Genomic DNA, 23,422 nt, shown 5'->3' with positions numbered 1-23,422 from the left:
ATTGTAAAAACTAAATAAGTCGAGGTGCAGATACGGTCAAATCGACCTCGCCATCCGCAAGGGTAGCGCGAAGAGGCTGCCCCGCATACGTTGCCTTTGCGCGGGTGACGGGGTGACCCTGCATGTCTGCCAGCCAGGCATAGCCGCGCTGCAGCACCAGTTTCGGATCCAGCAATTCGAGTCGCAATTGTGCACGCTCAATCCGTTCCCGGCTGCGTTGCAAACTTGCCCCGATTTCCCTGGGTAGCTCCGTGTCCAACGCCTGGACCTGTAGCGTTTCGCGCATCAGGGCGGACCGCATGGCGTGCCGCAGGTTTTGCGCGAGCCCGGCCAGAAGAGCCTGCTGGCGGGTCACCAGATGAGAGGGCCGGCTGACACGGGCCGCAGCCCAGTCCAGACGCTGGGCATGCGACTGCATGTGCCGATCCACCCCGCGTTGCAACCGCTTCAGTACAAGGCCCAGGGTGTCGAGCCAGACCGTTTGCGGCTGCGCGCACAACTCCGCAGCCGCAGTCGGGGTGGGGGCCCTGACATCGGCACAAAAATCGGCGATGGTGAAGTCCGTCTCGTGCCCCACACCGCTGATCACCGGCACCGGCGAGCTCACTATCGTGCGTGCGAGTTGTTCGTCGTTAAAGGCCCACAAATCTTCCATGGCCCCGCCTCCGCGAACCAGCAGCAGCACATCCACCTCGTCACGCCGGTAGGCCTTGAGCAGCGCTTCGCGCAACTCCCCTGCGGCCTGCCCGCCCTGCACACTGGCCGGATAGATCACCACCGGTATGTGGGGGGCGCGGCGCTGCAAAGCGCTCACCACATCATGCAGGGCCGCGGCGCCCAGAGAGGTGACGACCCCGATGGCGCGCGGCAGCAGCGGCAACGCCCGCTTGCGGCCCACGTCAAAAAGGCCCTCCGCTTCGAGTTTTGCCTTGAGCGCCAGGAACTGCTCAAACAGGTTGCCCTGCCCCGCCTGCCGCATGGATTCGACGACCAGTTGCAACTCGCCCCGCGGCTCATACACACCGAGTCGGCCCCTTAGCTCGACCAGTTGGCCGTCGCTCGGCGAAAAGTCCAGCAGGCTGGCGGCGCGGCGAAACATGGCGCAGCGAACCTGTCCCTGCTCGTCCTTCAGGGAAAAATAGCAGTGCCCGCTGGCCGCGCGCGAAAAGCCGCTGATTTCGCCTTGCACCGCCACCGGATTGAAACGGGCCTCCAGACTGTCCGCAATGGCCCGCAACAACGAGCCCACCGGCCACACCCGCATGCCGGGCTCGCGCCCCGTGACGGACGGTTTTTCAGGACGGGGCGACGCCTCAAACATGGCCAAACCCCTTGAAAATGCGGGGGCAATACTCCACAGCGCACGGCCTGGCGCGGAGAAAAGCGGCAACTGCACTCGGACACCGCGATGAATTCGTGTAACTCATTGATTTTGAATAACTTAATTCTGCTCAAATTTTCATCGTTTTGTCACAAGCACGATTTGGCGCGGCTCGCGAACCCCATGGCGCCCACTTGCTCACAAAGTTATCCACATGTTCTGTGAGTTAAGTCTTACAGGAACACCATTTTTGAAACAGGGCCCGCAGACCGCACGTAAAACCTGCGGCCTGATTTTGGTAGGCCATAATCCAGACAAATTACTTGCTTGGAGATGTGCATTGTTTTCGATCATACAAGCCGCAGGCTGGCCGATCTGGCCCTTGGTTGCCTGCTCCGTCTTGGCGCTTGCGCTGGTCATTGAGCGTTTTACCAGCCTTAAAACCCCGAAAGTAGCACCGCCAAGACTTCTTGACGAAGCCATCACAGTCTCCCGTTCCGCCGTTCCCGCACCCGATGTGGTATCGCAGCTGGAACAGAACTCGGTTCTTGGCGAGGTGTTGGCCAGCGGGTTTCGTGCCTTGAACGCCAATCCACGGATCAGCGAGGACGATTTGCGCTCCATCCTGGAGGGCGCCGGTCGCCAGGCAGCCCACAAGCTGGAGCGGTACCTGGCCGCCCTGGCCACCATTGCCTCTGCGGCGCCCTTGCTGGGGCTGCTGGGCACCGTCATCGGCATGATCGAGATTTTCGGCGCCCAGGCCAGCGCCGGCAGCGTCAGCAGTTCCGGCGGGGCCAACCCGGTGCAGATGGCGCAAGGCATCTCCATCGCCCTTTACAACACCGCATTTGGGTTGATGGTGGCCATACCGTCCCTGATTTTCTGGCGCTATTTCCGGGCCCAGGTTGACGGCTACCTGCTCACCATGGAACTGGCTGCAGAGCGCTTCGTACGCCACCTCAATACGCTGCGAAAATAGCCATGACCACCCTGCTTTTCACTTCGGGCAAGGCGCGGAGCCTCGCGGGCGGCGGCTCCTCATGAACTTCCGACCCCATCCGCATGATGAACCGGAGATCAACCTGATCCCCTTTATCGATGTGTTGCTTGTTGTACTCATCTTCCTGATGTTGTCCACAACCTACAGCAAGTTCACCGAGCTGCAGGTAAAACTGCCAGTGGCCGACGCCGAGCAGCAGCGTGACTACCCCAAAGAAGTCATCGTCGCGGTAAGCAGCGATGGCCGCTACATGGTCAACAAGACTTTGGTGGAAGGCCGCGGGATCGGGGTGCTCGGTGCGGCACTGCTCGAAGCGGCCAAAGCCGGCAAAGAGAGCGTCATCATCATCAGCGCCGATGCCAGCGCCACGCACCAGGCGGTGATCACGGTCATGGAAGCGGCCCGCCGCCAGGGATTGACGCAGATCACCTTCGCCACCCAAAGCAGCGCCATGGCCGGCGCGAAATAGCTTTCGGGGCCTGCGGCCGGCTCTGCCTTCACAAAATGGCGAGAAACGCGTGAGAAACCTGTTGGTGAGGGCCTGGCTCACACGAGGCTGGCTGGCCTGCCTGCTCTGGCCGCTCGCGCAGCTCCACGGCTTGGCCGTGCGCCTGCGCCGGACCTTGTACCGCAGCGGCATGCTCGAATCCTGTCGTTTTGCGGTTCCGGTGATCGTGGTCGGCAATGTCGTGGCCGGTGGCGCGGGCAAAACACCGCTGGTGTTGGCCCTGGTGCGGCATTTGCAGGCGCAGGGCCTGCACGTGGGCGTGGTGTCACGCGGCTATGGACGGTCCGGACATGAAAGTCTGGAAGTTGGTGCCGGGACACCTGCGGCCCAGTCGGGTGATGAACCGGCCCTTATAAAACGGGTGACAAGCGCTCCTGTTTTTGTGGCAAAAAAAAGGACGGATGCCGTGCGCCTGCTGCTGGCGGCATACCCCTCCACGGCCGTCGTGGTGTGCGACGACGGCTTGCAGCACTACGCCCTTCAGCGGGATATTGAAATTGCCGTGTTTGATGACCGGGGGGTCGGCAACGGCTGGTTGCTGCCGGCCGGCCCGCTGCGCGAACCGTGGCCAGAGCGCCGGCAACAAGGCCTGAACCTGGTGCTGCACACCGGCCTGAAGCCAGCCTTTGAAGGATTCACCTCCAGCCGGCAACTGGCCGACCATGCCATTGCGGCCGACGGCAGCCAGATCGCCTTGGCCGCGCTGCAGGGCAGGCCCCTTGTGGCACTGGCCGGTATTGCCAATCCCGAAGCCTTTTTTGCCATGCTCAGGGCGCGCGGCCTGGTACTGGAGCAGACCCTGTCATTGCCCGACCATCACGACTTTGGCGCCGATGATCTCGCGGCTTGCGCAGGCAAGACAGTCCTGTGCACCGAGAAGGATGCGGTCAAACTGTTTGGCAAGCCGGGCCTGGCGCCATTACACCTTTTGGCCATTCCGCTGGTGTTTTCGCCCGAACCGGCCTTTTTTGGGGCGCTTGATGCACTGTTGGCGCCCCTGCTTTCTCAATTACCATCAAGCCATGGATACCAAACTGCTTGAACTGCTGGTCTGCCCCGTGACGAAGGGCCCCCTGGTCTACGACCGGGAAAAACAGGAACTCATCTCCCGCAGCGCACGGCTGGCCTACCCGGTGCGTGACGGACTGCCCGTGCTGCTGGAAAATGAAGCCCGAACCCTGACCGACGAGGAGCTGGGACTGTGACGGTTGCCAATTTCCTGCCCGCATGAGCATGAGTTTCACCGTCCTCATCCCGGCCCGCCTGGCCTCTACGCGCCTGCCCAACAAACCCCTGGCCGACATCGGTGGCACACCCATGGTGGTGCGGGTGGCGCAGCGTGCCATGCAAAGTACCGCCGCCAGCACGGTGGTCGCCACCGACAGCGCCGACATCATCGAAAAATGCAAAGCGTTCGGCATTGCCGCGGTCCTGACGCGTGCCGACCACCCCAGCGGCAGCGACCGGCTGGCGGAAGCCTGCACCGCGCTCGGCCTGGCTGACGATGACATCGTCGTGAACGTGCAGGGTGATGAGCCCCTGATCGACCCGGCCCTCATCGACGCCGTGGCGCACCTGCTCAATGAACGACCTGACTGCGCCATGAGCACGGCAGCGCATTCGATTGACCAGATGGCTGACCTGCTCAATCCCAATATCGTCAAGGTGGTGCTGGATGCGCGGCAGACTGCGCTGTACTTCAGCCGCTCGCCGATTCCCGCGGCACGCGACTTCGCCGGCAAACCTTGGTGGGAAGATGGCGAAAAGGGCAGCAAACTGCCCAAACCGCTGCGCCACGTCGGCATTTATGGCTACCGCGTCGGCTTTCTGCGGCAGTTTCCCACCCTGCCCCAGGCTCCGCTAGAGCAACTGGAGTCACTGGAACAATTGCGCGCCCTCTGGCATGGGTACCGGATTGCCGTGCACATTACCGATAAGGCACCGGGCCTGGGTGTGGATACGCCGGAAGATCTGGCCAGGGCACGCGAGCTCTTTTCATAGCGGCCAGCCAGCTCACCCCGGCGTCTGTGTAAGCTGCCGTCAGGGGTGTACATGCTATCCTTGTACAAAAAGCAGGGGTGAGGTTTGCATGACGTGCTGGCAGCCCTCAACACCTGTCAAGCAGCCCATGGAGATACCGGCGCGCCGAACTCCCGGGTTGACTTCCTGAATTCATAAAAATCCGAGGACATCCATGAGACTGATTTTGTTAGGCGCGCCTGGCGCGGGCAAGGGGACGCAAGCGACCTTCATCTGCCAAAAATACGGCATCCCCCAGATTTCCACCGGTGACATGCTGCGTGCAGCCGTCAAGGCAGGAACCCCGCTAGGCATTGAAGCCAAAAAAGTCATGGACGCTGGCGCGCTCGTGAGCGATGACCTGATCATCAACCTGGTGAAGGAACGCATCGCCCAGCCCGACTGCGCCAATGGCTTCCTGTTTGACGGTTTTCCCCGCACTATTCCACAAGCCGACGCCATGAAAGCTGCCGGCGTGAAGATTGACTATGTGCTTGAAATCGATGTGCCTTTTGAAGCCATCATCGAGCGCATGAGCGGGCGCCGCTCGCACACGGCCTCGGGCCGCACCTACCACGTGAAATACAACCCGCCCAAAGTCGAAGGCAAGGATGATGTCACCGGTGAGCCGCTGATCCAGCGCGAAGACGACAAGGAAGAGACCGTGCGCAAGCGGCTGGAGGTTTACAGCGCGCAAACCCGCCCACTGGTGGAGTACTACTCAAGCTGGGCGAAAACTTCGCCCCACGCCGCCCCCAAATACCGCGCGATCAGCGGCATGGGCGGTGTCGATGAAATCACGGAAAGAGCCTTCAAGGCCCTGTCGAGCTGAGACGGCCGGCCCAAGCCTCATCGGGCCGTTCTCCTGCGTTCTTCTGAACGGCATGCAACCGGGCCTCAGCTCAGCAGTCGGAGCATCAGGTCTACCCGCGCCTTCACCGGGCTGAGCCCCTTTGAATCGGGAATGAGATCCCCCGGTTTGGGCAGCACCTGGCCGTTGGGGCAGCGCGTGGCGCGAACCACTGTGACGCCACTGGCCTGTGCCTTGAGCAAAGCAGCCTCCAGCGCATGATGGATGGTGCCGTTGCCCGTTGTGGCGACGACCAGGCCCTGCACGCCCCGCGACATCAGGGCTTCCACCACTGCGCCACTGGCACCGGCATGGCTCATGACGATCTCAACATGCGGCCAGTCAGCCTCGCTGCCCAAGGCCGTTATTGTTTTCAGGGTGTCCGGTGCCCGGTTTTCGTCTGCTTCAGGCCAACTCCTCAATAACCTCAGGCGCCCCTCTTCGACATAGCCCAGCGGGCCCGCATCACCCGAACTGAAGGCGTCCAGCCGGTAGGGATGTACCTTCTGCACGTCCCGCGCAGTATGGATGGTGCCGGCGCATACGGCCACCACGCCCCTGGCCCCGGTGTGGCGGGCCACGGCCACGGCATCCAGCATGTTCTGCGGGCCGTCCGGTACCAGGGCCGTTGCCGGACGCATGGCACAGGTCAGCACCACCGGCTTGGCGGGGCTGCACACCGCCTGTAAAAAATACGCGGTTTCTTCCAGCGTGTCGGTGCCGTGGACAATGACGATCCCCTCGACATCGGGCTGCGCCAGAAAGTGGTTGACGCGCCCGGCCAGCGTCGCCCACACCGCAAAGCTCATGTCCTTGCTATCGAGCTGCGCAACCTGCTCGGTGACCACAGGGCCGGCTTCGGCCAGCCCGGGAATCGCCGCCACCAGCTGATCAATACCAACCTCTGCGGCGGTGTAGCCGATGTTGTCCGAGGCGGTCGCGGCCCGGCCGGCAATCGTGCCGCCGGTACCCAAAATCACAATGGTTTGACGATTCATAAGAAGGATGAGAAGGGACTTGCGCTCTTTGAAAAACTGGATGAAAATACAGGTACTGGATATTAAAACAGGTAAATACGACAATTAATACGACAAGGTGAATGCAGCAGGCAAGGTACGCGGTCATCCCCAGCGGGCCGGTGCATCCAACCCAATCCAGGCTGACGAATCAAGGAGTCCCGGTCATGAGCATCCTGAACGAATTTCCGCATTTATCCTCCGAAGGTCCCAAGCTCACAGCTCGGCAGCAGCAAATCCTGGAATTGATCCAGAGTGCCATCGCCCGCACCGGCGCTCCGCCAACCCGCGCCGAAATCGCCAACGAATTGGGCTTCAAATCCGCCAACGCCGCTGAAGAGCACCTGCAAGCCCTGGCCCGCAAAGGCGTGATTGAACTGGTCAGCGGCACCTCGCGCGGCATACGCCTGCGCAGCGACACCTTGCGCTCCATCCACGAATCCAGAATCAAACAGTTTTCCCTGCCGTTGCAAAGCCTGGCCCAACTCGCCCTGCCTCTGGTGGGGCGGGTTGCTGCTGGCAGCCCGATTCTCGCGCAGGAACACATCGAGCAGACCTATTATTTTGAAAGCAGCCTGTTTCAGCGGCAACCTGATTACCTGCTCAAGGTGCGCGGCATGAGCATGCGGGATGCCGGCATCATGGACGGCGATCTGCTGGCCGTCAAACAGGCCAAGGAAGCCAGGAACGGCCAAATTGTCGTGGCCCGTATCGGCGATGAAGTGACGGTCAAGCGTTTTCGGCGCACCAAGCATCTGATTGAATTGTTGCCTGAGAACCCGGATTTCAAAACCATTGTGGTCGAGCCCGGCGAACCCTTCGAACTCGAAGGCCTCGCAGTTGGTTTGATCCGCAACACCATGCTCATCTAGCCAACCCCTTTCTGGTCGCGCGACAGGTGGCGGGCGTTTGGTCATTGATTGGCCAACACCCTGGCGTTGCGGCCCCACTGGCGATTTAGCCAGCCCGAAATCCTGCCTGTAAACATTGGGGCGCAAGCCTCTCTAATTCAGGAGTTCATCATGGGAATCGTCAGTTTTTCAAATTCACCCGTATTCTCGGTTTTGCTTGCCCCCATGCAGGCCTTGGCGGCGTGGTTTGTGCCTGCGAAGTCCACTTCAGAGCCGTTTTCCGCCCCGGCCCGCACCCGGTGCGCACCTCACCAGTTGGCCGTGCCCTTCAAGCCCGGCTGCATTCCCTCCCGGCGGCGCGTTGCCGCCGCACATGCCGCGGCAGCAAAAACCTCCGCCACCAGCCGCTTGAAGGTGGTGCGCGAGTTTGACGCGGCCGTCGGCCCCGCTTGCGCTGGCCGCATGGTCATATCCGGTCGCATGTCTGACGTCTGTGCAGAACTCGAGCGCATGGCTCAACGTGAGACCGCAGTCCAGTGAAGCCGGTGCACCTATGACACTTTGAGCCTGCCACGGCGTTAGCCCACGGCTCCGTGGCACCGTGGCGCCGCGCACTCACCGGCCCCTGAACTGCAGGGGCATGGGGGACAGGTTTCCTTCCGATACAAGTTGACGGCTTTCAGGCGCCACGGTTCGGAGGGAAGAAAAATCTTGCAGGCACAATATCGGCATGAATATTGTGATCCTCGATGACTATCAGGATGCCGTGCGAAAACTGAACTGCGCGGCCAAACTGGATGCATACCCTGCCAAGGTCTACACCAACACGGTCAAAGGCATAGGCCAGCTGTCCGTCCGACTCAAGGATGCCGATGTAATCGTGCTGATTCGCGAAAGGACCCAGCTGAACAGGCAGGTAATTGAAAAGCTGCCCAAACTCAAGCTGATTGCCCAGACCGGCCGCGTTGGCAGCCATATTGATATTGCAGCCTGCACCGAGCGCGGCATTGCGGTGGCGGAAGGCATTGGGTCACCGACCGCGCCTGCCGAGTTGACTTGGGCACTGGTGATGGCTGCGATGCGCCGCATTCCCCACTACGTATCACACCTGAAACACGGCGCCTGGCAGCAAGCCGGCCTCAAGGCCGCCTCCATGCCGCCCAATTTTGGCCTTGGCTCAGTTCTCAAGGGCAAGACACTGGGGGTGTGGAGCTACGGCAAGATCGGACAAATCATCGCCGGCTATGGCCGGGCGTTTGGCATGCGCGTGATCGTCTGGGGTCGGGAAGCATCACGCGAGCGGGCGCAGGCTGACGGCTTTGAAATTGCCGACAGCAAAGCCGAATTTTTTGAGCAAAGCGACGTGCTCAGTTTGCATCTGCGTCTGCATGATGAAACACGCGGCATCGTGACCCTCGAAGATTTGTCGCGCATGAAACCAACTGCCTTGCTGGTCAATACCTCGCGGGCCGAGTTGATCGAGCCTGAGGCCCTGATTGCCGCGCTCAACCGCGGACGCCCCGGACTGGCGGCTGTTGATGTCTTTGAGTCCGAACCGATTTTGCAAGGCCACGCACTGCTGCGCCTGGAAAACTGCATTTGCACACCGCACATCGGCTATGTGGAGCAGGACAGTTATGAAATGTATTTCGGGGCGGCCTTTGACAATGTTGTGAACTTCATCAAGGGAACACCGACGAACATCGTCAACCCCGGTGCCCTGCAAGTGCGCCGCTAATTTGCCCTGATGCCGGGTACTGCCAGCACTGGGCCGGCACCGGAGGCCGGAGCCAATGGCCACCAGCCTCAGCCGGAATCCGCTTTTTTCTGTTGCCCGGGTTTCTCCCTCAAGATATCCTGCGGTTGCGCAACCGGCGCATGCCAGAGGCAGTCGCAGCCGGGCACTCCAAATTCTCGCGAACAGGATTGCGGCACAGTTCTGTTCTTTGCGCCCTGCGTAATAATCCTTTTCCATGAAACCAATTTACAAAACCGTTGGCATTGTTGGCACAGGCGCCATGGGCCGTGGCATTGCCCAGATTGCCACGCAAGCCGGGAGCGTCGTCAAGTTGATGGACAACCAGGCGGGTGCGGCAGAAAAGGCGCGGGAGGCCATCTGCGCGCAGTGGGACAAGCTGGTGGAAAAAGGCCGGATGGAAACCACCGCTGCGACCAGCCACAAGGCCAGCCTTCTGACGGCCGGCACGCTGGCCGATCTGGCGGACTGCGATCTGATTGTGGAAGCCATTGTGGAGCGGCTGGACGTCAAGAAAGCCCTGTTCGCCGAACTCGAGACCATCGTGTCGGCGCAAACCGTTCTTGCGACCAACACCTCGTCGCTATCCGTGACCGCCATTGCGGCCGCGCTCAAACACCCGGAACGCTTTGCCGGCTACCACTTTTTCAATCCCGTTCCGCTGATGAAGGTGGTGGAGGTCATCGCCGGCCTGAAAACTGATGCAGCCGTGTGCGGCGCGCTGGCCAGCCATGCCCGCCAGATGGGGCACACGCCGGTACAGGCCCAGGACACTCCCGGCTTCATCGTCAACCATGCGGGGCGGGGCTATGGCACCGAAGCGCTGCGCATCGTCAGCGAGGGCGTGGCTGATTTCGCCACCATAGACCGCATCCTGCGGGACCAGGCCGGCTTCAAGCTGGGCCCCTTCGAGTTGATGGACCTGACCGCGCTGGATGTGTCGCATCCCGTGATGGAGTCCATTTACCACCAGTATTACGAAGAAGCGCGCTACCGCCCCAGCGTCATCACGGCGCAACGGCTGGCGGGCGGCATGCTCGGCCGCAAGACCGGCGAAGGTTTTTACCGTTATGCCGACGGTGTCATGCAGCTTCCGGCCGAAGCACCTGTGCCCCAGGTCGCCGAAATGCCGCCGGTCTGGGTTTCGCCCAGAGCATCCCGACGCTCGGAATTGCTGCAATTGCTGAAAAATCTCGGAGCCAAAATCGAAACGGGCCAGTCCGCGTCGCCCCAGGCCCTGGTGGTGGTGGCGCCCCTGGGGTTTGACATCACCACGGTGGCCGTGGTGGAGCGGCTGGACCCGGCGCGTACCGTGGGTATAGACATGCTGATTGACGATGCGGCGACCCGGCGGCGGGTCCTGGCTACCAACCCGGCCACCCGCACCGACATGCGCGACGCCGCCCATGCCCTGTTCGCCCGGGACGGCAAGGCGGTGAGCGTGATACGGGACAGCGGCGGATTTGTCACGCAGCGCGTCGTGGCCACCATCGTCAACATTGCCAGCGACATCTGCCAGCAAGGCATCTGCAGCCCGAAAGATCTTGAAACCGCCGTGACGCTGGGGCTGGGCTACCCACTCGGGCCGCTCGCCATGGGCGACCGCTACGGGCCCACCAACGTGCTGGAGGTGCTGTTCAACATGCAAACCGTCTATGGCGACCAGCGCTACCGCCCTTCCCCGTGGCTGCGCCGCCGCGGCGCCATTGGCCTGAGCCTGATGCATGAAGAGTGAGACACCCCCTTCGAATGCTCACTTCGTGTAGCACCTTCCCCCCTCCAGGGGGCGGCGCCTGCGGCCTGGCGAAGCCAGTTCCGCGGCCCCCACTGGTAAGTGGACTTGTACGGGGACTCGGTCCCTGCCTATTTCTCATTTCGATGCATTGGAAAAACTGACATGGCAGGCGCAATCAAAGGTACCAGTGAGGGCCAGACCCTTATCCTGACGCTGAGCAACCCCGAGTTCCGCAATGCGCTGGGGCCGGAGATTTATGCCGCAGGCATTGAGGCCCTCAACGCCGCCGAGAACAACCCCGAAATCCGCAGTGTGGTGATCACCGGCGAGGGCGCGGTGTTTTGCGCGGGCGGCAACCTGCAGCGCCTGCAGGCCAACCGGCGCGAGGCACCCGAGGTTCAGGCCCAAAGCATCGAAGGGCTGCACAACTGGATCGACTCGATCCGCACCTATCCCAAGCCCGTGATCGCCGCAGTCGAAGGTGCGGCGGCCGGGGCCGGCTTTTCGCTGGCACTGGCCTGCGACTTTGTCGTCGCCGCAAACAACGCTGTCTTTGTGATGTCCTACAGCACGGTCGGGCTGTCCCCCGACGGTGGCGGCAGCTGGAGCCTGGCGCGCTCTCTGCCGCGCGCCCTTGCCAGCGAGCTGCTCATGGGCGGCGAACGCATCAGCGCCCAGCGCCTGCATGACTTTGGCCTGGTGAACAAGGTCGCATCCGCGGGCGACGCCCTGAATGAAGCGCTCAGGATGGCCGGGCAACTCAATGCGCGGGCGCCCAATGCGCTGGCCAGCATCAAGGAGCTCATCAATGAGGCGTCCTCAAACACCCTGAGCCAGCAACTGGCCTGCGAGCGCGACCATTTCGTGCGCAACCTGCACCACAGCAATGGCGGCGAGGGCATCGCCGCATTCCTGGAAAAGCGCACACCGCAGTACCGCTGAGGAGCCGCCGGTTTTGCTCCGCCAACCGGTGGCGGCAATGCATGACCAGACGGATGGCAAAGCGCAGTGGCAGAACTTGCTTTGCATGGGAAGCGATAGCCCAAAAGATGAGGCTCATCTGCAGCGCGCTCGCCCCACCACACCGGGATCACGGGAGTCTCGGCCGCATCGGGCGTGCCTGGGTGACAGGTTTGAACAGCGAGTTCCTCCGGCGACGCCGAGGTGACAGCGGGGTGGCGCAAGGGGCGTGCCTGGGGTGACAATGGTGGTCTTGTTAGTCACTTAAAAGACAGGCCATGGACGATCCTATTCTTACGATAGATGAAAGAGCGGCCATCAACAGTGGTCGCTGGTTTTCATCACTGTCCCCGTCCCTGAGGCACGACATCCTGCGATGCGCTTACGTCAAACGCTACAAAGACGGCGAATTGATTGCCGCCCGCGGCGATCCGCCGGAAGAATGGATTGCCTGCGCGAAGGGAGCCGTGCGCGTAAGCTCCACCTCCCTCTCGGGCAAGCAGATCACCCTGACCTATGTCGAGCCAGGCATCTGGTTTGGCGACGTGGCGATTTTCGACGGCGACCGCCGCACGCACGACGCGTATGCGCACGGCGACACCACGATCCTGTGCGTGGCCAAGGCCGATTTCAGAAAAATTCTGGCAGCCCATGTGGAGCTCTACGAGGCCATGCTGCGGCTCCATGCACGGCGCCTGCGTCAGCTCTTCGGCCTGGTGGAAGACCTCAATACCCTGCCCCTGCGCGCGCGCCTGGCCAAGCAGCTGTTGCACCTCGTGCGCTGCTACGGCGTGCCCAGCCTGGCCGACGGCCAGGAGATACGCATCGGCCTGCAGCTGGCCCAGGAGGAGTTGGCCCAGTTGCTGGGAGCCTCCCGCCAGCGCGTCAACCAGGAGCTCAAATCCATGGAGCGCGAGGAGGCCATCCGCATCGAGCCAGGGGGCCTGGTGGTGCGCAACCGCGAAGCCCTGATGCGCATCTCCGAAGCCGATATGGACAAATAAGCACATGAGCAATTTCGACCATTTTGTAGGCACCCGGGCCGTTTCCGGGCAGCAGGCCTTTGACATCGACGTCCTCAGCACCTATCTGAAACAGCACCTCGAGGGTTTCGAAGGACCGTTGACCGTCGAGATATTCAAGGGTGGCCAGTCCAACCCGACCTACAAGCTGATCACACCGGGGCGGTCTTACGTCATGCGGGCCAAACCGGGCCCTGTGGCCAGGCTGCTGCCGTCGGCCCACGCGGTGGAGCGCGAATTCAAGGTCATGCAGGGCCTGCAGGGCACCGACGTGCCCGTCGCCAGGATGCACTGCCTGTGCGAAGACGAGTCCGTGATCGGGCGGGCTTTTTATGTGATGGAGTTCGTCGAGGGCCGGGTCCTCTGGGACCAGTCCCTGCCCGGCATGACCAACGCCCAGCGCGGCGAGATCTATGACGAGATGAACCGCGTGATCGCCGCCCTGCACACCGTGAAGTTTGCAGAACGGGGCCTGGCCGATTACGGCAAGCCCGGCAACTACTTTGAGCGCCAGGTTGGCCGCTGGAGCAAGCAGTACGCGGCATCCATTACCCAACCGATTCCCGAGATGGATTCGCTGATCCAGTGGCTGCCGGCCAATATCCCTGCCGGCGCGCGCGATGACAGCATGGTCTCCATCGTGCACGGCGACTTCCGGCTCGACAACCTGATGTTTCATCCCACCGAGCCGCGCGTACTGGCGGTGCTCGACTGGGAGCTGTCCACCCTGGGCCATCCCTTGGCAGACTTCAGCTACCACTGCATGGCCTGGCACATACCACCGGGCGCGTTTCGCGGCATTGGCGGCCTGGACATCGCAAGCTTGGGCATTCCTTCGGAAGCCGAATACATTCGCCGTTATTGCGAGCGCACCGGCCTGGCCACACCCGAAGCCCTCAAGGCCGACTGGAACTTTTACCTGGCCTACAACCTGTTTCGCCTCGCCGCCATTTTGCAGGGCATTGCCAAACGGGTGGAAGCCGGTACCGCCTCCAGCGCGCAGGCGGTTAGTTCGGCAGCGGGCGCACCGCTGCTGGCCAGGATGGCCTGGGGCTTTGCGCTTGAAAGCCAGCGCTGACGCGGCAACTTTTTACCCCATCACCAACACCCCTGCAGGAGACATCATGGATTTCAGCTACACCCCCAAGGTCAAGGAACTGCAGGCGCGCCTGTTGAAGTTCATGGAGGCGCATGTCTACCCGAACGAAGCCCGCTTCTTTCGGGAAATCGCCGAAAACCGGGCCAAGGGAAACGCCTGGATTCCCACGGCCATCATTGAAGAGCTCAAACCCAAGGCACGCGCCGCCGGCCTCTGGAACCTGTTTTTGCCGCACTCCCCGCGCGCGCCTGAAGGCCTGTCCAACCTCGAATACGCGCCCCTGTGCGAAATCATGGGCCGCGTGCCGTTTGCGGCCGAGGTGTTCAACTGCTCGGCACCCGACACCGGCAACATGGAGACCATTGCACGCTATGGCTCCGAAGCCAACAAGGACCAGTGGCTGGACCCGCTGCTCAAGGGCGAGATCCGCTCGGCCTTCCTGATGACCGAACCCGAGGTCGCCTCGTCCGACGCCACCAACATCCAGTGCCGCATTGAACGCGACGGCGACGACTATGTGCTCAACGGCCTCAAGTGGTGGTCGTCCGGCGCGGGCGACCCGCGCTGCGCCATCTACATCGTCATGGGCAAGACCAACCCCGATGCCGGCCGTCATGAGCAGCAATCGATGATCCTGGTGCCCGCCAGCACACCAGGCATCACCGTGATTCGCCCGCTCTCTGTCTTTGGCTACGACGACGCACCGCACGGGCATATGGAAGTGCGATTGACCAATGTGCGCGTGCCCGCCGCCAATCTGCTGCTGGGCGAGGGCCGCGGCTTTGAAATCGCCCAGGGCCGGCTTGGCCCCGGACGCATTCACCACTGCATGCGCAGCATCGGGATTGCCGAGCGCGCGCTCGAGTTGATGTGCAAGCGCCTGAACACCCGCACCGCCTTCGGCAAACCGATCGCCCGCCAGTCGGTGTGGGAAGAGCGCATTGCCGAAGCCCGCTGCATGATCGAGCAGGCCCGCCTGCTGACGCTCAAGGCCGCCTTCATGATGGACACCGCGGGCAACAAGGTCGCCAAGGCCGAGATTGCCATGATCAAGGTGGTAGCGCCCAACATGGCCTGCCAGATCATCGACTGGGCCATCCAGGCGCATGGCGGCGGCGGCGTGTCGGACGATTTCCCGCTGGCTTACGCCTATGCGCACCAGCGGACGCTGCGCCTGGCCGACGGGCCGGACGAAGTGCACCGTGCTTCCCTGGCCAAGCTGGAACTGGCCAAGCATCTGGCGATGCCCGGTGACATCGACATGCCGGTGACGCGCGGCGCCTGAGCCGCTTCGGGTTTTTGACGGGCCCGGCGCCATACAGCCCATGGCTGCCGGCGGCTTACTTGTGCGTTGCGCGGGCGCGCCCATGTCAGTCCAGAGCGCAAATGTCGCCAAATGTCGGCTCGCGTTTCAGGGCCGTTTCAGGGCCATTTGAGAAACAGCGCCCCTCCAGGCCACGCAGCGAATATCCACGCCGCAGGACATCCGCGCGTTTCAGAGCCGCTCAAACAGGGTTTCTGCTTTTCTTTTACAGTGCAGCAGGCACCCTGGTACCAAAGAAAACACGGAAACACGGAAACACCAATGATCAACGTTTACTCATGGCCCACTCCCAATGGCCACAAGGTCCACATCATGCTCGAGGAGTGCGGCTTTCGCCTCGGCCGCGACTGGCAGGCCTTTCCGGTCAACATCGGCAAAGGCGACCAGTTCAAGCCGGACTTTCTCGCCATCAGTCCCAACAACAAGATTCCCGCACTGGTCGACCCTCATGGCCCGGACGGCAAGCCCATCTCGCTGTTTGAATCCGGCGCCATTTTGCTTTACCTGGCCGCCAAAACCGGCAAGCTGCTGCCGAAAAGCGACCGGCTCAAATTCCAGGTTTTGCAATGGCTGATGTTCCAGATGGGCAGCGTGGGTCCCATGATCGGCCAGACCCACCACTTTCGCCAGTACGCACCTGAAAAAATCGACTACGCCGTCAACCGCTACACCAATGAAACCAGGCGGCTCTACGGCGTGATGGACAGGCAGCTGGCCACCAGCAAATTCATCGCCTGCAACCAGTACACCATTGCCGATGTGGCCATCTTCCCCTGGCTGCGCAACTGGGCCAACCATGGCATCGACTGGGCCGACTACCCCCACCTGAAAAAATGGTTCGACCTCGTCAGCGCCCGCCCGGCCGTACAGCGCGGCGTGCAGGTGTTGGCGGACCTGCGCCGCCCGCTCACGGGCGACAAGGAACGCGACATCCTGTTTGGCAAGACACAGTACGCAAAACGGTAACTGCGGGGCCGTTGAGGGCGCCGTCCTTATCGCACGGCGGCGTCCAGGGTAGCCTGAACGAGGTCCGCGCCGGCTTTCTGGCGCACGCTGTCGACGATACCTTCTGTCGCCTTGCGCATGTCAGCCCGGAACGAAGGGCGCACGGGTTCAAACTTCATGCCCCTGTTTGCCAGATCGACAATCGCGCCGATATCTTCCGCGGCGGCAGAGGTCCGCTGCGCGATGGCCGCCTTGGTGGCCGCGTCCTGAATGATTTTCTGGTGCTCCGGCTTGAGCGCTTCGAACCTTTGCTTGTTGGCGACCAGCACGATGAAATCGAAAAAATGCGAGGTGTTGGTCAGGTACTTCTGCACCTCATGGAAGTTCCGGTCCCGGATCACGGCAAAGGGGTTCTCCTGGGCATCCAGCGCACCGGACTGCAGCGCGCCATAAACCTCCTTGATGTCCATCTTCACCGGGTTCGCGCCCAACGCCTGAAACGTCGCGATATGGATTTCATCCGGCTGCAGACGCAGCTTCAGCCCTTTCAGATCAGTGATCGAGCGGACTGGCCGCTGGCTGTTGGTCAGCTGACGTGGCCCCAACTCCATGAAACCCAGGGGTAAAAAACCTTTGGCGGCGAACTTGCCTCCCAGCATGGCGCCAACCTTGCCGTCGACGACCTTGAAGGCGATCTGACGGTCGGTAAACAGAAATGGAATGCTGAGTACCGACAGCTCCGGGACCGTGCGCGAAAGGTAGGCCGTCGAGATCCAGGTCATGAACAGCTTCCCGCTGCGAACCTGGTCCACATTGTCCTGGGCACTGCCCAACTGCATCGCCGGGAAGACCTCGACCTGGATCTGCCCGATGGAAACCTTTTCGACGTCCAGCTTGAACTGGGCCATTGCCAGGCTGCTGGAGTGATTCGCTGCGAAGTTTCCCGCAACGCGCAGCGGCTCCGCGAAGGCCGAACCCAAAGCCAGCAAAGCCAGGGCGGCCCACGCCGGCACAAGCCTGATGACCTTCCAGCCGCCAGGCCGGGATATTGAACTTCTCATGAGGGTATTTTTCCTTGATTGAACACCATCAACATTAAAGTAAACAATTATGTCGACAACAATGTACGCAAAAGTTAAAACTGTTTGCTGCAAAAGTGCACCAACAAGCAGGCCAAAACCAGCCAGGAAGCGCTGTAAGGCGGATGATCCGTGAGATTTAAGGGACCAGGAAAGAGGTCAGGCGGGAGGAGGATGAAGCGCAGCGAATGCCACGGCACGCTGGCCTGGTGCCGTGGCCTGCCCGGAGGGGATCGAACCCCCGACCCTCAGCTTAGAAGGCTGATGCTCTATCCAACTGAGCTACGGGCAGGTATGAAACGCAGATACAAAAAAAGCCCACACAGGTGAGCTTTTTTGATGAATTCGTTGGTCGGAGTACAAGGATTCGAACCTTGGACCCCCTGGTCCCAAACCAGGTGCGCTACCAGACTGCGCCACACTCCGACTAGTCTGCTATTGTAGCGCGGACAGAGGCGATTCTGCAGGCACCGCGTATTTTTTTGCAATCTCTCATGTCGGAAAGATGCCGGACAGCGCCCGCACCGCCACAAGATGGGCTCTCACACCGGAATAATCGAACCGTGGATTCGAAACGCCTTGAAGGCCTTGGACCCGACAGGGCTTCGAACCGATTTCAGCTTCAAATAGTGTTGCTCCACAAAAAACCGCTGTCCGCAACGCTTGGCCCGACAGGAGGCCAGACCGCAAAACGAGGAGACTGGCATGACTGTGAGAATCGTCAAATTGGGTACAGCCCGCAGCGCCGATGAAGGCCTGCGCATAGGCACGGTCCGCAGACCTCCCCGCGGCGTTCCCAAAAGCCAGTTCTCGTCACAAAATTGGTACGACGTCTGGTACCCCAACCTCGCGCCGAGCATGGAAACCATGAAACTGGGCCAGTCTGCCCAGTCCGGCCCGGAGGGTGACCGGGACTGGATCGCCTTCAGAAAAAAATACCGCGCCGAGATGGCCGAGCCGGATGCCAGCCGCAGCCTGGACCTGCTGGCCGCGCTGTCGCAGCGCACCAATTTTTCCGTGGGCTGTTACTGCGACAACGAAGCGCGCTGCCACCGCTCGCTGCTGCGCGAACTGCTCAGCGAACGCGGCGCAAATATCGCTTAACCTTGATGCTCGAGCCGACTGGCGCGAATGCCGCAGTGCGGCTGTTTTTGACAACTTGCCACATACTTTTTCCGGAGATTATTCGATGAAGCTCAAAATCCTGGTGGGCACCATGACCAGCACCGCCGACCATGTGGCACAGGCAATTCAGATGGATTGCGCAGACCTGGTGAGCGGCATCGACATCCAGTTGATGGACGCACTGGACATCACGACCTTTGATGCCGCCCAGGCAGAAGATGCGCTTTATCTCATCTGCACCTCCACGTATGGTGCGGGCGATGTCCCGGACAATGCCCGCGCCCTGTATGACTCACTGGGCTCCCAACCGCGGTTCCTGGGCCACGTGCGCTACGGCGTGATCGCGCTTGGTGACAGCGCCCACGCGCAGACATTCTGCTTTGGCGGCAAGCAATTTGACGAGCGCCTGCAGGATCTTGGCGCGCAGCGCATCGGCGAGGTCTGGTGTCACGACGCCAGCAGCGGCACCATGCCCGAAAAGGAGGGCACCGAATGGTGCCGCCAGTGGCTCGCCGAAGCGTTGCAAGCCGTGGGGAGCAGCCCGGCCACCGCCTAAGAACAGGAAAACCGTGGCTCGCCTCGTTGTTGCCTCCCGCTCTTCGCCGTTCTCTCTGTTTTTATTGCCTCCTGCTCTTGATTAACAGGTGAAATAAGCGATACAACTACAAGTAACCGGAGACACGCATGCAACTGAGTCGCGTCGACCATTCCACAAGCCCACCCCTGGTAGACATTCCCCGCGACTACAACGCCGCGCACGACCTGCTCGAGCGCAATGCGCAGCGCCCCGACAAGGTTGCCTTCATCAACGGCCTGAGCGGAGAGCAACTCACCTACGGCGAGCTTGCCGCGCAAGCCCGGCGCTTTGCCAATGCCTTGCGGGACCAGGGCTTCGAGCCCGAAAGCCGCGTCATGCTGGCGATGCTGGACACGCCCCAGTGGCCTGTCGCGTTTCTGGGCTGCATCCTGGCTGGTGTGGTGCCGGTGGCTGCCAACACCTTGCTCACCAGCCAGGATTTTGAATTCATGCTGCGTGACTCGCGCGCCCGGGGGCTCATCGTCTCGCAGGCCCTGCTGCCGGCCTTTGAGCCGCTGCTGGGCAAGGTGGAAACACTCAAGACCGTCATCGTCGCGGACACTGAAAATTCCACAACTCACCCCACGGTAAGCCAACTGGTGCGTACCGCTTCAGCCGCAAAAACCGTCGCGGACACCTGCTCCGACGACGCCTGCTTCTGGCTGTATTCCAGTGGCTCCACGGGCACGCCCAAAGGTACGGTCCACCTGCACAGTCACCTGATCCAGACAGCCGAACTCTATGGCCGGGCGGTACTGGGCATCCAGGAATCGGATGTCGTGTATTCCGCTGCCAAACTGTTCTTCGCCTACGGCCTGGGCAATGCACTGACCTTCCCGATGAGCGTGGGCGCCACCACGGTGCTGCTGCCCGCACGCCCCACGCCGGCCGAGGTGTTTGGGGTGCTCAGGAAATACCAGCCCACCATCTTCTACGGCGTACCCACCCTCTATGCCGCCCTGCTGGCAGACCCGGCCCGGCCGGCGAAATCCGAACTCCGCTTGCGCATTTGCACCAGCGCCGGTGAAGCCCTGCCGGCCGAGATTGGCAAGAAATGGACGGCGCAGTATGGCTGTGACATCCTGGACGGGATTGGCTCGACGGAAATGCTGCATATTTTCCTGAGCAACCGGCCCGGCGAAGTGCGTTACGGCACCACCGGCCAGGCCGTGCCGGGCTACTCGCTGCGCATCGTCGCCGACGATGGCCACGAATGTGGCGTCGGCGAGATCGGCGAGCTTCAGATCAGCGGCCCGAGCGCTGCCCTGATGTACTGGAACAACCGCGCCAAAACCAAGGCCACCTTTGCCGGCGAATGGACCAGGAGCGGCGACAAGTACACGCGCGACGCCGATGGCTTCTACACCTACGGCGGACGCAGCGACGACATGCTCAAGGTGGGTGGCATTTATGTCTCGCCGTTCGAGGTGGAAGCCTGCCTCATGAGCCACGCGTCCGTGCTCGAGGTCGCGGTGATCGGGGTGATGGACGCCGACCAGCTGGTCAAACCCAAGGCTTATGTGGTGATGAAGTCCGGCCAGAGCGCGACCGTTGAGGAGCTGCAGGCCCACGTCAAGCAGCTGCTGGCGCCCTACAAGTACCCGCGCTGGATAGAGTTTGTGAGCGAGTTGCCCAAAACTGCGACCGGCAAGATACAACGCTTCAAGCTGCGCCAGACCCAGCAAGCCAGATAAAGGCTGCGGAAGATTGTTCAAACTGCTTCAAGCAGCTTCAAACGGGCACGGCAATTGCTTTAGATATAAACAATTTAATCTTCAATCTCGGGTTTTACACTAGGGCTGCCGGCGCACCGCACCCTTAATATCCGTCTGGTACGTTTCCGTCTCAACCAGGAGTTTTTCCATGACCTCACGCCGACTCGTTTTGACCCGCAGTGCTGCCGTTATCGGCGCCGCATCCACTGGCCTGCTGCTGCCCGAAATCGTGCGCGCACAGTCCGGCAAGGTGCGTGTGGGCTTCATGCTGCCCTACACCGGCACCTTTGCCCAGCTCGGGGTGGCCATTGAAAACGGCTTTCGCCTGGCGATCAATGAGCAAGGCGGCAAGCTGGGCGGCCGCGAGATCGAATACTTCAAGGTCGACGACGAGTCCGAACCCTCCAAAGGCATTGAAAACGCCAGCAAACTGGTGCAACGCGACAAGGTCGACGTACTGGTCGGCACGGTGCACTCCGGTGTGCAGATGGGCATCCAGAAGGTCGCGCGTGACAGCGGCGTACTGAGCCTGATTCCCAACGCGGGTGTGCATGCCGCCACCCGCAGCCTGTGCGCACCCAATGTGTTCCGCACCTCCTTCAGCAACTCCCAACCCACCCGCGCCCTGGGCCAGGCCATGATCGCAAAGGGCCATAAAAAGGCCGTGTGGATCACCTGGAAATATGCAGCCGGCGACGAGGCCTTTGAAGGCTTCAAGGAAAGCTACACCGCGGCCGGCGGCACCATCATCAAGGAGCTGGGCCTGCCTTTCCCCAACGTTGAATTCCAGGCGCTGCTGACCGAAATCGCCGCACTCAAGCCCGATGCCGTGGCCTGCTTCTTCGCCGGCGGCGGCGCTGCGAAGTTTATCCGCGACTACGCAGCGGCAGGCCTCAAAGGCAAGATCCCGCTTTACGGCTCCGGCTTCCTGACCGAAGGCGTGCTGGACGCGGCCGGTCCTGCCGCGGACGGCATCATCACCACCATGCACTACAGCGACTCGCTGGACACACCGCGCAACAAGAAATTCCGCCTCGACTACGCCAAGGCTTTCAAGTCGCAACCGGACGTGTACGCCGTGCAGGGCTATGACACCGGTTTGCTGCTGATCCAGGGTGCCAACGCCGTCAAGGGCGACCTGGCCAACAAGCCCGCGCTCTACAAGGCCATGGAAGGCGCCACCATCGACAGCCCGCGCGGCAAGTGGACCATGAGCAAGGCACACAACCCGGTGCAGGACATGTACCTGCGTGTGGTGGAAAACAAGGAAAACAAGGTGCTCGGCGTTGCGGCCAAGGCACTGGCCGACTCCGGCGCTGGCTGCAAGATGGGCTAGGCATGGCCCCCACGGTCGCTCACTGCGTGTAGCTCCCTGCCCCCCGGGGGGGCCGCTGCGCCTGCGGTCTGGCAAAGCCAGTCCCGCGGCCCCTGCTGGGTTGGAGAGCCGCCACGGTCGCTTACTGCGTACCCGCTCCGCCCCATTTTTTGAACAAACTGGTACGGCGCGTGTTTGCCGTCTTGTCGCGATGCTATCTTCACCACCATGACGCTCACCACCTACCTCCTCTACATAGCGGCCGTCGCGCTGCTCATCCTGACACCGGGCCCGACCATGCTGATGTGCATGACGAATGCCCTGAACCACGGGCCACGCAAGGCCATGACCTCGGTGGCCGGAAGCGTCAGCGCTGTGCTGTGTGTCATGCTGCTGTCGGCCATGGGCCTGGGCGCGCTGCTGGCGACATCCGAGACGGCCTTCACCGTGGCCAAAGTCATCGGGGCGGCCTACCTGATCTGGCTGGGCATCAAGACCTTTCGCAGCGAAGCCGCCGTGCTGGACGCCAGCGCAGAGCATTCGCCACAGCAACGCCGCTCGTTTTTCCTGCGTGGTTTTCTGGTCGGCGCCAGCAACCCCAAGGCCGTGCTGTTTTTTGCGGCCTTTTTCCCGCAATTCCTGAACCCCGCTGCACCCTTTGTGCCGCAATTCGCCATCCTCGCCCYCACCTTCATGGCCTTTGAATTCACGGTGCTCACCTGCTGCGCGCTGGGCGTTTCACGCATCGCGCCTTTGCTGCGCTCCAGCCGCGCCGTGCGGTGGTTCAACCGCGGTTCGGGCAGTCTTTTCACGCTCATGGGCAGTCTGTTATTGCTGACGCGCCGGCATACCTGAAACCAATTTATGGATTTAGCCAACTTCCTCATCCAACTGCTCAACAGCGTGCAGTACGGGCTGCTGCTGTTCATGCTGGCAGCCGGCCTGACCCTGATCTTCGGCATCATGGGCGTGGTCAACCTGGCGCACGGCAGCTTCTACATGCTGGGCGCCTACCTGGCCTGGTCGCTCAGCGCCCAGCTCGGCAGCCTGAGCCTGGCCATCCTCTTGGGCGCCGTGCTCGCGGTCATTTTCGGCCTGGCGCTCGAATGGCTGCTGTTTCGCCATTTCTACAAGCGCGACCACCTCGACCAGGTGCTGCTGACCTTCGGGCTGATCTACATCTTTGAAGAGCTGCGCTCCATCCT

24 protein-coding genes and 2 tRNA genes are annotated in these 23,422 nt (G+C 61.7%); 21 read left to right on the top strand and 5 right to left on the bottom strand.

The window, feature by feature from the left end; all coding sequences use genetic code 11:
• Positions 1 to 10 precede the first annotated feature (10 nt).
• Positions 11 to 1,321 (bottom strand): exodeoxyribonuclease VII large subunit, encoded by a 1,311-nt coding sequence (xseA, locus tag AC1DUB_RS18685; protein WP_477730783.1) that lies wholly within the window; start codon positions 1,319 to 1,321, stop codon positions 11 to 13.
• 340 nt (positions 1,322 to 1,661) lie between these two features.
• Here xseA and AC1DUB_RS18680 point away from each other — a divergent pair, with 340 nt between their 5' ends.
• The 6 genes from AC1DUB_RS18680 to adk all read left to right on the top strand — a co-directional run bounded on the left by AC1DUB_RS18680 (position 1,662) and on the right by adk (position 5,680).
• The gene (locus AC1DUB_RS18680; RefSeq protein WP_477730782.1) at positions 1,662 to 2,300 is read left to right on the top strand and encodes a MotA/TolQ/ExbB proton channel family protein; all 639 of its coding nucleotides are present in this window, start codon (positions 1,662 to 1,664) and stop codon (positions 2,298 to 2,300) included.
• Positions 2,301 to 2,361: 61 nt separating this feature from the next.
• Positions 2,362 to 2,790 carry an ExbD/TolR family protein gene (locus AC1DUB_RS18675; protein WP_477730781.1) on the top strand — a complete coding sequence of 143 codons (429 nt, stop codon included), beginning with the start codon at positions 2,362 to 2,364 and terminating at the stop codon, positions 2,788 to 2,790.
• A 10-nt stretch (positions 2,791 to 2,800) separates the two neighbouring features.
• On the top strand, positions 2,801 to 3,871 hold the full coding sequence (gene lpxK, locus AC1DUB_RS18670) for a tetraacyldisaccharide 4'-kinase (protein ID WP_477730824.1): 1,071 nt from the start codon (positions 2,801 to 2,803) through the stop codon (positions 3,869 to 3,871).
• A complete protein-coding gene (locus AC1DUB_RS18665; RefSeq protein WP_477717335.1) occupies positions 3,852 to 4,034 on the top strand; it encodes a Trm112 family protein in 183 nt (60 codons plus the stop codon). Before lpxK ends, AC1DUB_RS18665 begins: the two co-directional genes overlap by 20 nt.
• 28 nt (positions 4,035 to 4,062) lie before the next feature.
• Positions 4,063 to 4,830 carry a 3-deoxy-manno-octulosonate cytidylyltransferase gene (gene kdsB, locus AC1DUB_RS18660; protein WP_477730780.1) on the top strand — a complete coding sequence of 256 codons (768 nt, stop codon included), beginning with the start codon at positions 4,063 to 4,065 and terminating at the stop codon, positions 4,828 to 4,830.
• A gap of 193 nt (positions 4,831 to 5,023) precedes the next feature.
• Positions 5,024 to 5,680 carry an adenylate kinase gene (gene adk / locus AC1DUB_RS18655; protein ID WP_477717337.1) on the top strand — a complete coding sequence of 219 codons (657 nt, stop codon included), beginning with the start codon at positions 5,024 to 5,026 and terminating at the stop codon, positions 5,678 to 5,680.
• A 65-nt stretch (positions 5,681 to 5,745) separates the two neighbouring features.
• On the opposite strand, the gene AC1DUB_RS18650 is transcribed toward adk, so the two are convergent.
• Positions 5,746 to 6,696 carry an asparaginase gene (locus AC1DUB_RS18650; protein WP_477730779.1) on the bottom strand — a complete coding sequence of 317 codons (951 nt, stop codon included), beginning with the start codon at positions 6,694 to 6,696 and terminating at the stop codon, positions 5,746 to 5,748.
• 185 nt (positions 6,697 to 6,881) lie between these two features.
• Between AC1DUB_RS18650 and lexA the strand changes: the two genes are divergently transcribed.
• From lexA to AC1DUB_RS18605, 9 genes are all read left to right on the top strand, one after another.
• Entirely contained in the window at positions 6,882 to 7,586 is a 705-nt protein-coding gene (gene lexA / locus AC1DUB_RS18645) for a transcriptional repressor LexA (protein ID WP_477730778.1), read from the top strand.
• A 150-nt stretch (positions 7,587 to 7,736) separates the two neighbouring features.
• Positions 7,737 to 8,105: a hypothetical protein gene (locus tag AC1DUB_RS18640; RefSeq protein WP_477730777.1), complete on the top strand. Its 369-nt coding sequence runs from the start codon at positions 7,737 to 7,739 to the stop codon at positions 8,103 to 8,105.
• 190 nt (positions 8,106 to 8,295) lie between these two features.
• Positions 8,296 to 9,303, top strand: a complete 1,008-nt coding sequence (locus tag AC1DUB_RS18635) for a D-2-hydroxyacid dehydrogenase family protein (protein ID WP_477730776.1) — start codon at positions 8,296 to 8,298, stop codon at positions 9,301 to 9,303.
• 235 nt (positions 9,304 to 9,538) lie between these two features.
• Positions 9,539 to 11,056, top strand: a complete 1,518-nt coding sequence (locus tag AC1DUB_RS18630) for a 3-hydroxyacyl-CoA dehydrogenase (RefSeq protein ID WP_477730775.1) — start codon at positions 9,539 to 9,541, stop codon at positions 11,054 to 11,056.
• Positions 11,057 to 11,218: 162 nt separating this feature from the next.
• Positions 11,219 to 11,998: an oxepin-CoA hydrolase, alternative type gene (locus tag AC1DUB_RS18625; RefSeq protein WP_477730774.1), complete on the top strand. Its 780-nt coding sequence runs from the start codon at positions 11,219 to 11,221 to the stop codon at positions 11,996 to 11,998.
• 296 nt (positions 11,999 to 12,294) lie between these two features.
• The gene (locus AC1DUB_RS18620) at positions 12,295 to 13,020 is read left to right on the top strand and encodes a Crp/Fnr family transcriptional regulator (RefSeq protein WP_011483871.1); all 726 of its coding nucleotides are present in this window, start codon (positions 12,295 to 12,297) and stop codon (positions 13,018 to 13,020) included.
• A gap of 4 nt (positions 13,021 to 13,024) precedes the next feature.
• Positions 13,025 to 14,116 carry a phosphotransferase family protein gene (locus tag AC1DUB_RS18615; protein ID WP_477730773.1) on the top strand — a complete coding sequence of 364 codons (1,092 nt, stop codon included), beginning with the start codon at positions 13,025 to 13,027 and terminating at the stop codon, positions 14,114 to 14,116.
• A 46-nt stretch (positions 14,117 to 14,162) separates the two neighbouring features.
• Complete coding sequence (locus AC1DUB_RS18610; protein WP_477717345.1) at positions 14,163 to 15,422, top strand: acyl-CoA dehydrogenase family protein; 1,260 nt, start codon at positions 14,163 to 14,165, stop codon at positions 15,420 to 15,422.
• Positions 15,423 to 15,722: 300 nt separating this feature from the next.
• Positions 15,723 to 16,427, top strand: a complete 705-nt coding sequence (locus tag AC1DUB_RS18605) for a glutathione binding-like protein (protein ID WP_305639530.1) — start codon at positions 15,723 to 15,725, stop codon at positions 16,425 to 16,427.
• Positions 16,428 to 16,453: 26 nt separating this feature from the next.
• On the opposite strand, the gene AC1DUB_RS18600 is transcribed toward AC1DUB_RS18605, so the two are convergent.
• The 3 genes from AC1DUB_RS18600 to AC1DUB_RS18590 all read right to left on the bottom strand — a co-directional run bounded on the left by AC1DUB_RS18600 (position 16,454) and on the right by AC1DUB_RS18590 (position 17,911).
• A complete protein-coding gene (locus AC1DUB_RS18600) occupies positions 16,454 to 17,467 on the bottom strand; it encodes a TRAP transporter substrate-binding protein (protein ID WP_477730772.1) in 1,014 nt (337 codons plus the stop codon).
• A gap of 233 nt (positions 17,468 to 17,700) precedes the next feature.
• Positions 17,701 to 17,777: transfer RNA gene (locus AC1DUB_RS18595), tRNA-Arg, on the bottom strand.
• Between the two features lie 57 nt (positions 17,778 to 17,834).
• A tRNA-Pro gene (locus tag AC1DUB_RS18590) sits at positions 17,835 to 17,911 on the bottom strand.
• Positions 17,912 to 18,190: 279 nt separating this feature from the next.
• Here AC1DUB_RS18590 and AC1DUB_RS18585 point away from each other — a divergent pair.
• From AC1DUB_RS18585 to AC1DUB_RS18560, 6 genes are all read left to right on the top strand, one after another.
• Positions 18,191 to 18,589 (top strand): DUF488 domain-containing protein, encoded by a 399-nt coding sequence (locus AC1DUB_RS18585; protein WP_477730771.1) that lies wholly within the window; start codon positions 18,191 to 18,193, stop codon positions 18,587 to 18,589.
• 85 nt (positions 18,590 to 18,674) lie between these two features.
• A complete protein-coding gene (locus AC1DUB_RS18580) occupies positions 18,675 to 19,166 on the top strand; it encodes a flavodoxin domain-containing protein (protein WP_477730770.1) in 492 nt (163 codons plus the stop codon).
• 128 nt (positions 19,167 to 19,294) lie between these two features.
• Positions 19,295 to 20,881, top strand: coding sequence for a benzoate-CoA ligase family protein (locus AC1DUB_RS18575; RefSeq protein ID WP_477730769.1), 1,587 nt, complete (start codon positions 19,295 to 19,297; stop codon positions 20,879 to 20,881).
• A gap of 169 nt (positions 20,882 to 21,050) precedes the next feature.
• A complete protein-coding gene (locus AC1DUB_RS18570; RefSeq protein ID WP_477730768.1) occupies positions 21,051 to 22,238 on the top strand; it encodes an ABC transporter substrate-binding protein in 1,188 nt (395 codons plus the stop codon).
• Positions 22,239 to 22,445: 207 nt separating this feature from the next.
• Positions 22,446 to 23,072 carry a LysE family translocator gene (locus AC1DUB_RS18565; protein WP_477730767.1) on the top strand — a complete coding sequence of 209 codons (627 nt, stop codon included), beginning with the start codon at positions 22,446 to 22,448 and terminating at the stop codon, positions 23,070 to 23,072.
• Between the two features lie 9 nt (positions 23,073 to 23,081).
• Positions 23,082 to 23,422 (top strand): branched-chain amino acid ABC transporter permease (locus AC1DUB_RS18560; RefSeq protein ID WP_477730766.1); only part of this gene is annotated, 341 nt, incomplete at its 3' end.

The sequence above is a fragment of the Polaromonas sp. P4_F9 genome (genome assembly GCF_056401235.1).
This window is presented reverse-complemented; position numbering and strand designations above follow the sequence as displayed.

What these genes read in the sequence shown, in the direction of transcription:
- xseA (WP_477730783.1), bottom strand. Translation starts at nt 1,321, where the DNA reads ATGTTTGAGGCGTCGCCCCGTCCTGAAAAACCGTCCGTCACGGGGCGC.
- AC1DUB_RS18675 (WP_477730781.1), top strand. Translation starts at nt 2,362, where the DNA reads ATGAACTTCCGACCCCATCCGCATGATGAACCGGAGATCAACCTGATC.
- AC1DUB_RS18665 (WP_477717335.1), top strand. Translation starts at nt 3,852, where the DNA reads ATGGATACCAAACTGCTTGAACTGCTGGTCTGCCCCGTGACGAAGGGC.
- kdsB (WP_477730780.1), top strand. Translation starts at nt 4,063, where the DNA reads ATGAGTTTCACCGTCCTCATCCCGGCCCGCCTGGCCTCTACGCGCCTG.
- adk (WP_477717337.1), top strand. Translation starts at nt 5,024, where the DNA reads ATGAGACTGATTTTGTTAGGCGCGCCTGGCGCGGGCAAGGGGACGCAA.
- AC1DUB_RS18650 (WP_477730779.1), bottom strand. Translation starts at nt 6,696, where the DNA reads ATGAATCGTCAAACCATTGTGATTTTGGGTACCGGCGGCACGATTGCC.
- lexA (WP_477730778.1), top strand. Translation starts at nt 6,882, where the DNA reads ATGAGCATCCTGAACGAATTTCCGCATTTATCCTCCGAAGGTCCCAAG.
- AC1DUB_RS18640 (WP_477730777.1), top strand. Translation starts at nt 7,737, where the DNA reads ATGGGAATCGTCAGTTTTTCAAATTCACCCGTATTCTCGGTTTTGCTT.
- AC1DUB_RS18635 (WP_477730776.1), top strand. Translation starts at nt 8,296, where the DNA reads ATGAATATTGTGATCCTCGATGACTATCAGGATGCCGTGCGAAAACTG.
- AC1DUB_RS18630 (WP_477730775.1), top strand. Translation starts at nt 9,539, where the DNA reads ATGAAACCAATTTACAAAACCGTTGGCATTGTTGGCACAGGCGCCATG.
- AC1DUB_RS18625 (WP_477730774.1), top strand. Translation starts at nt 11,219, where the DNA reads ATGGCAGGCGCAATCAAAGGTACCAGTGAGGGCCAGACCCTTATCCTG.
- AC1DUB_RS18620 (WP_011483871.1), top strand. Translation starts at nt 12,295, where the DNA reads ATGGACGATCCTATTCTTACGATAGATGAAAGAGCGGCCATCAACAGT.
- AC1DUB_RS18615 (WP_477730773.1), top strand. Translation starts at nt 13,025, where the DNA reads ATGAGCAATTTCGACCATTTTGTAGGCACCCGGGCCGTTTCCGGGCAG.
- AC1DUB_RS18610 (WP_477717345.1), top strand. Translation starts at nt 14,163, where the DNA reads ATGGATTTCAGCTACACCCCCAAGGTCAAGGAACTGCAGGCGCGCCTG.
- AC1DUB_RS18605 (WP_305639530.1), top strand. Translation starts at nt 15,723, where the DNA reads ATGATCAACGTTTACTCATGGCCCACTCCCAATGGCCACAAGGTCCAC.
- AC1DUB_RS18600 (WP_477730772.1), bottom strand. Translation starts at nt 17,467, where the DNA reads ATGAGAAGTTCAATATCCCGGCCTGGCGGCTGGAAGGTCATCAGGCTT.
- AC1DUB_RS18585 (WP_477730771.1), top strand. Translation starts at nt 18,191, where the DNA reads ATGACTGTGAGAATCGTCAAATTGGGTACAGCCCGCAGCGCCGATGAA.
- AC1DUB_RS18580 (WP_477730770.1), top strand. Translation starts at nt 18,675, where the DNA reads ATGAAGCTCAAAATCCTGGTGGGCACCATGACCAGCACCGCCGACCAT.
- AC1DUB_RS18575 (WP_477730769.1), top strand. Translation starts at nt 19,295, where the DNA reads ATGCAACTGAGTCGCGTCGACCATTCCACAAGCCCACCCCTGGTAGAC.
- AC1DUB_RS18570 (WP_477730768.1), top strand. Translation starts at nt 21,051, where the DNA reads ATGACCTCACGCCGACTCGTTTTGACCCGCAGTGCTGCCGTTATCGGC.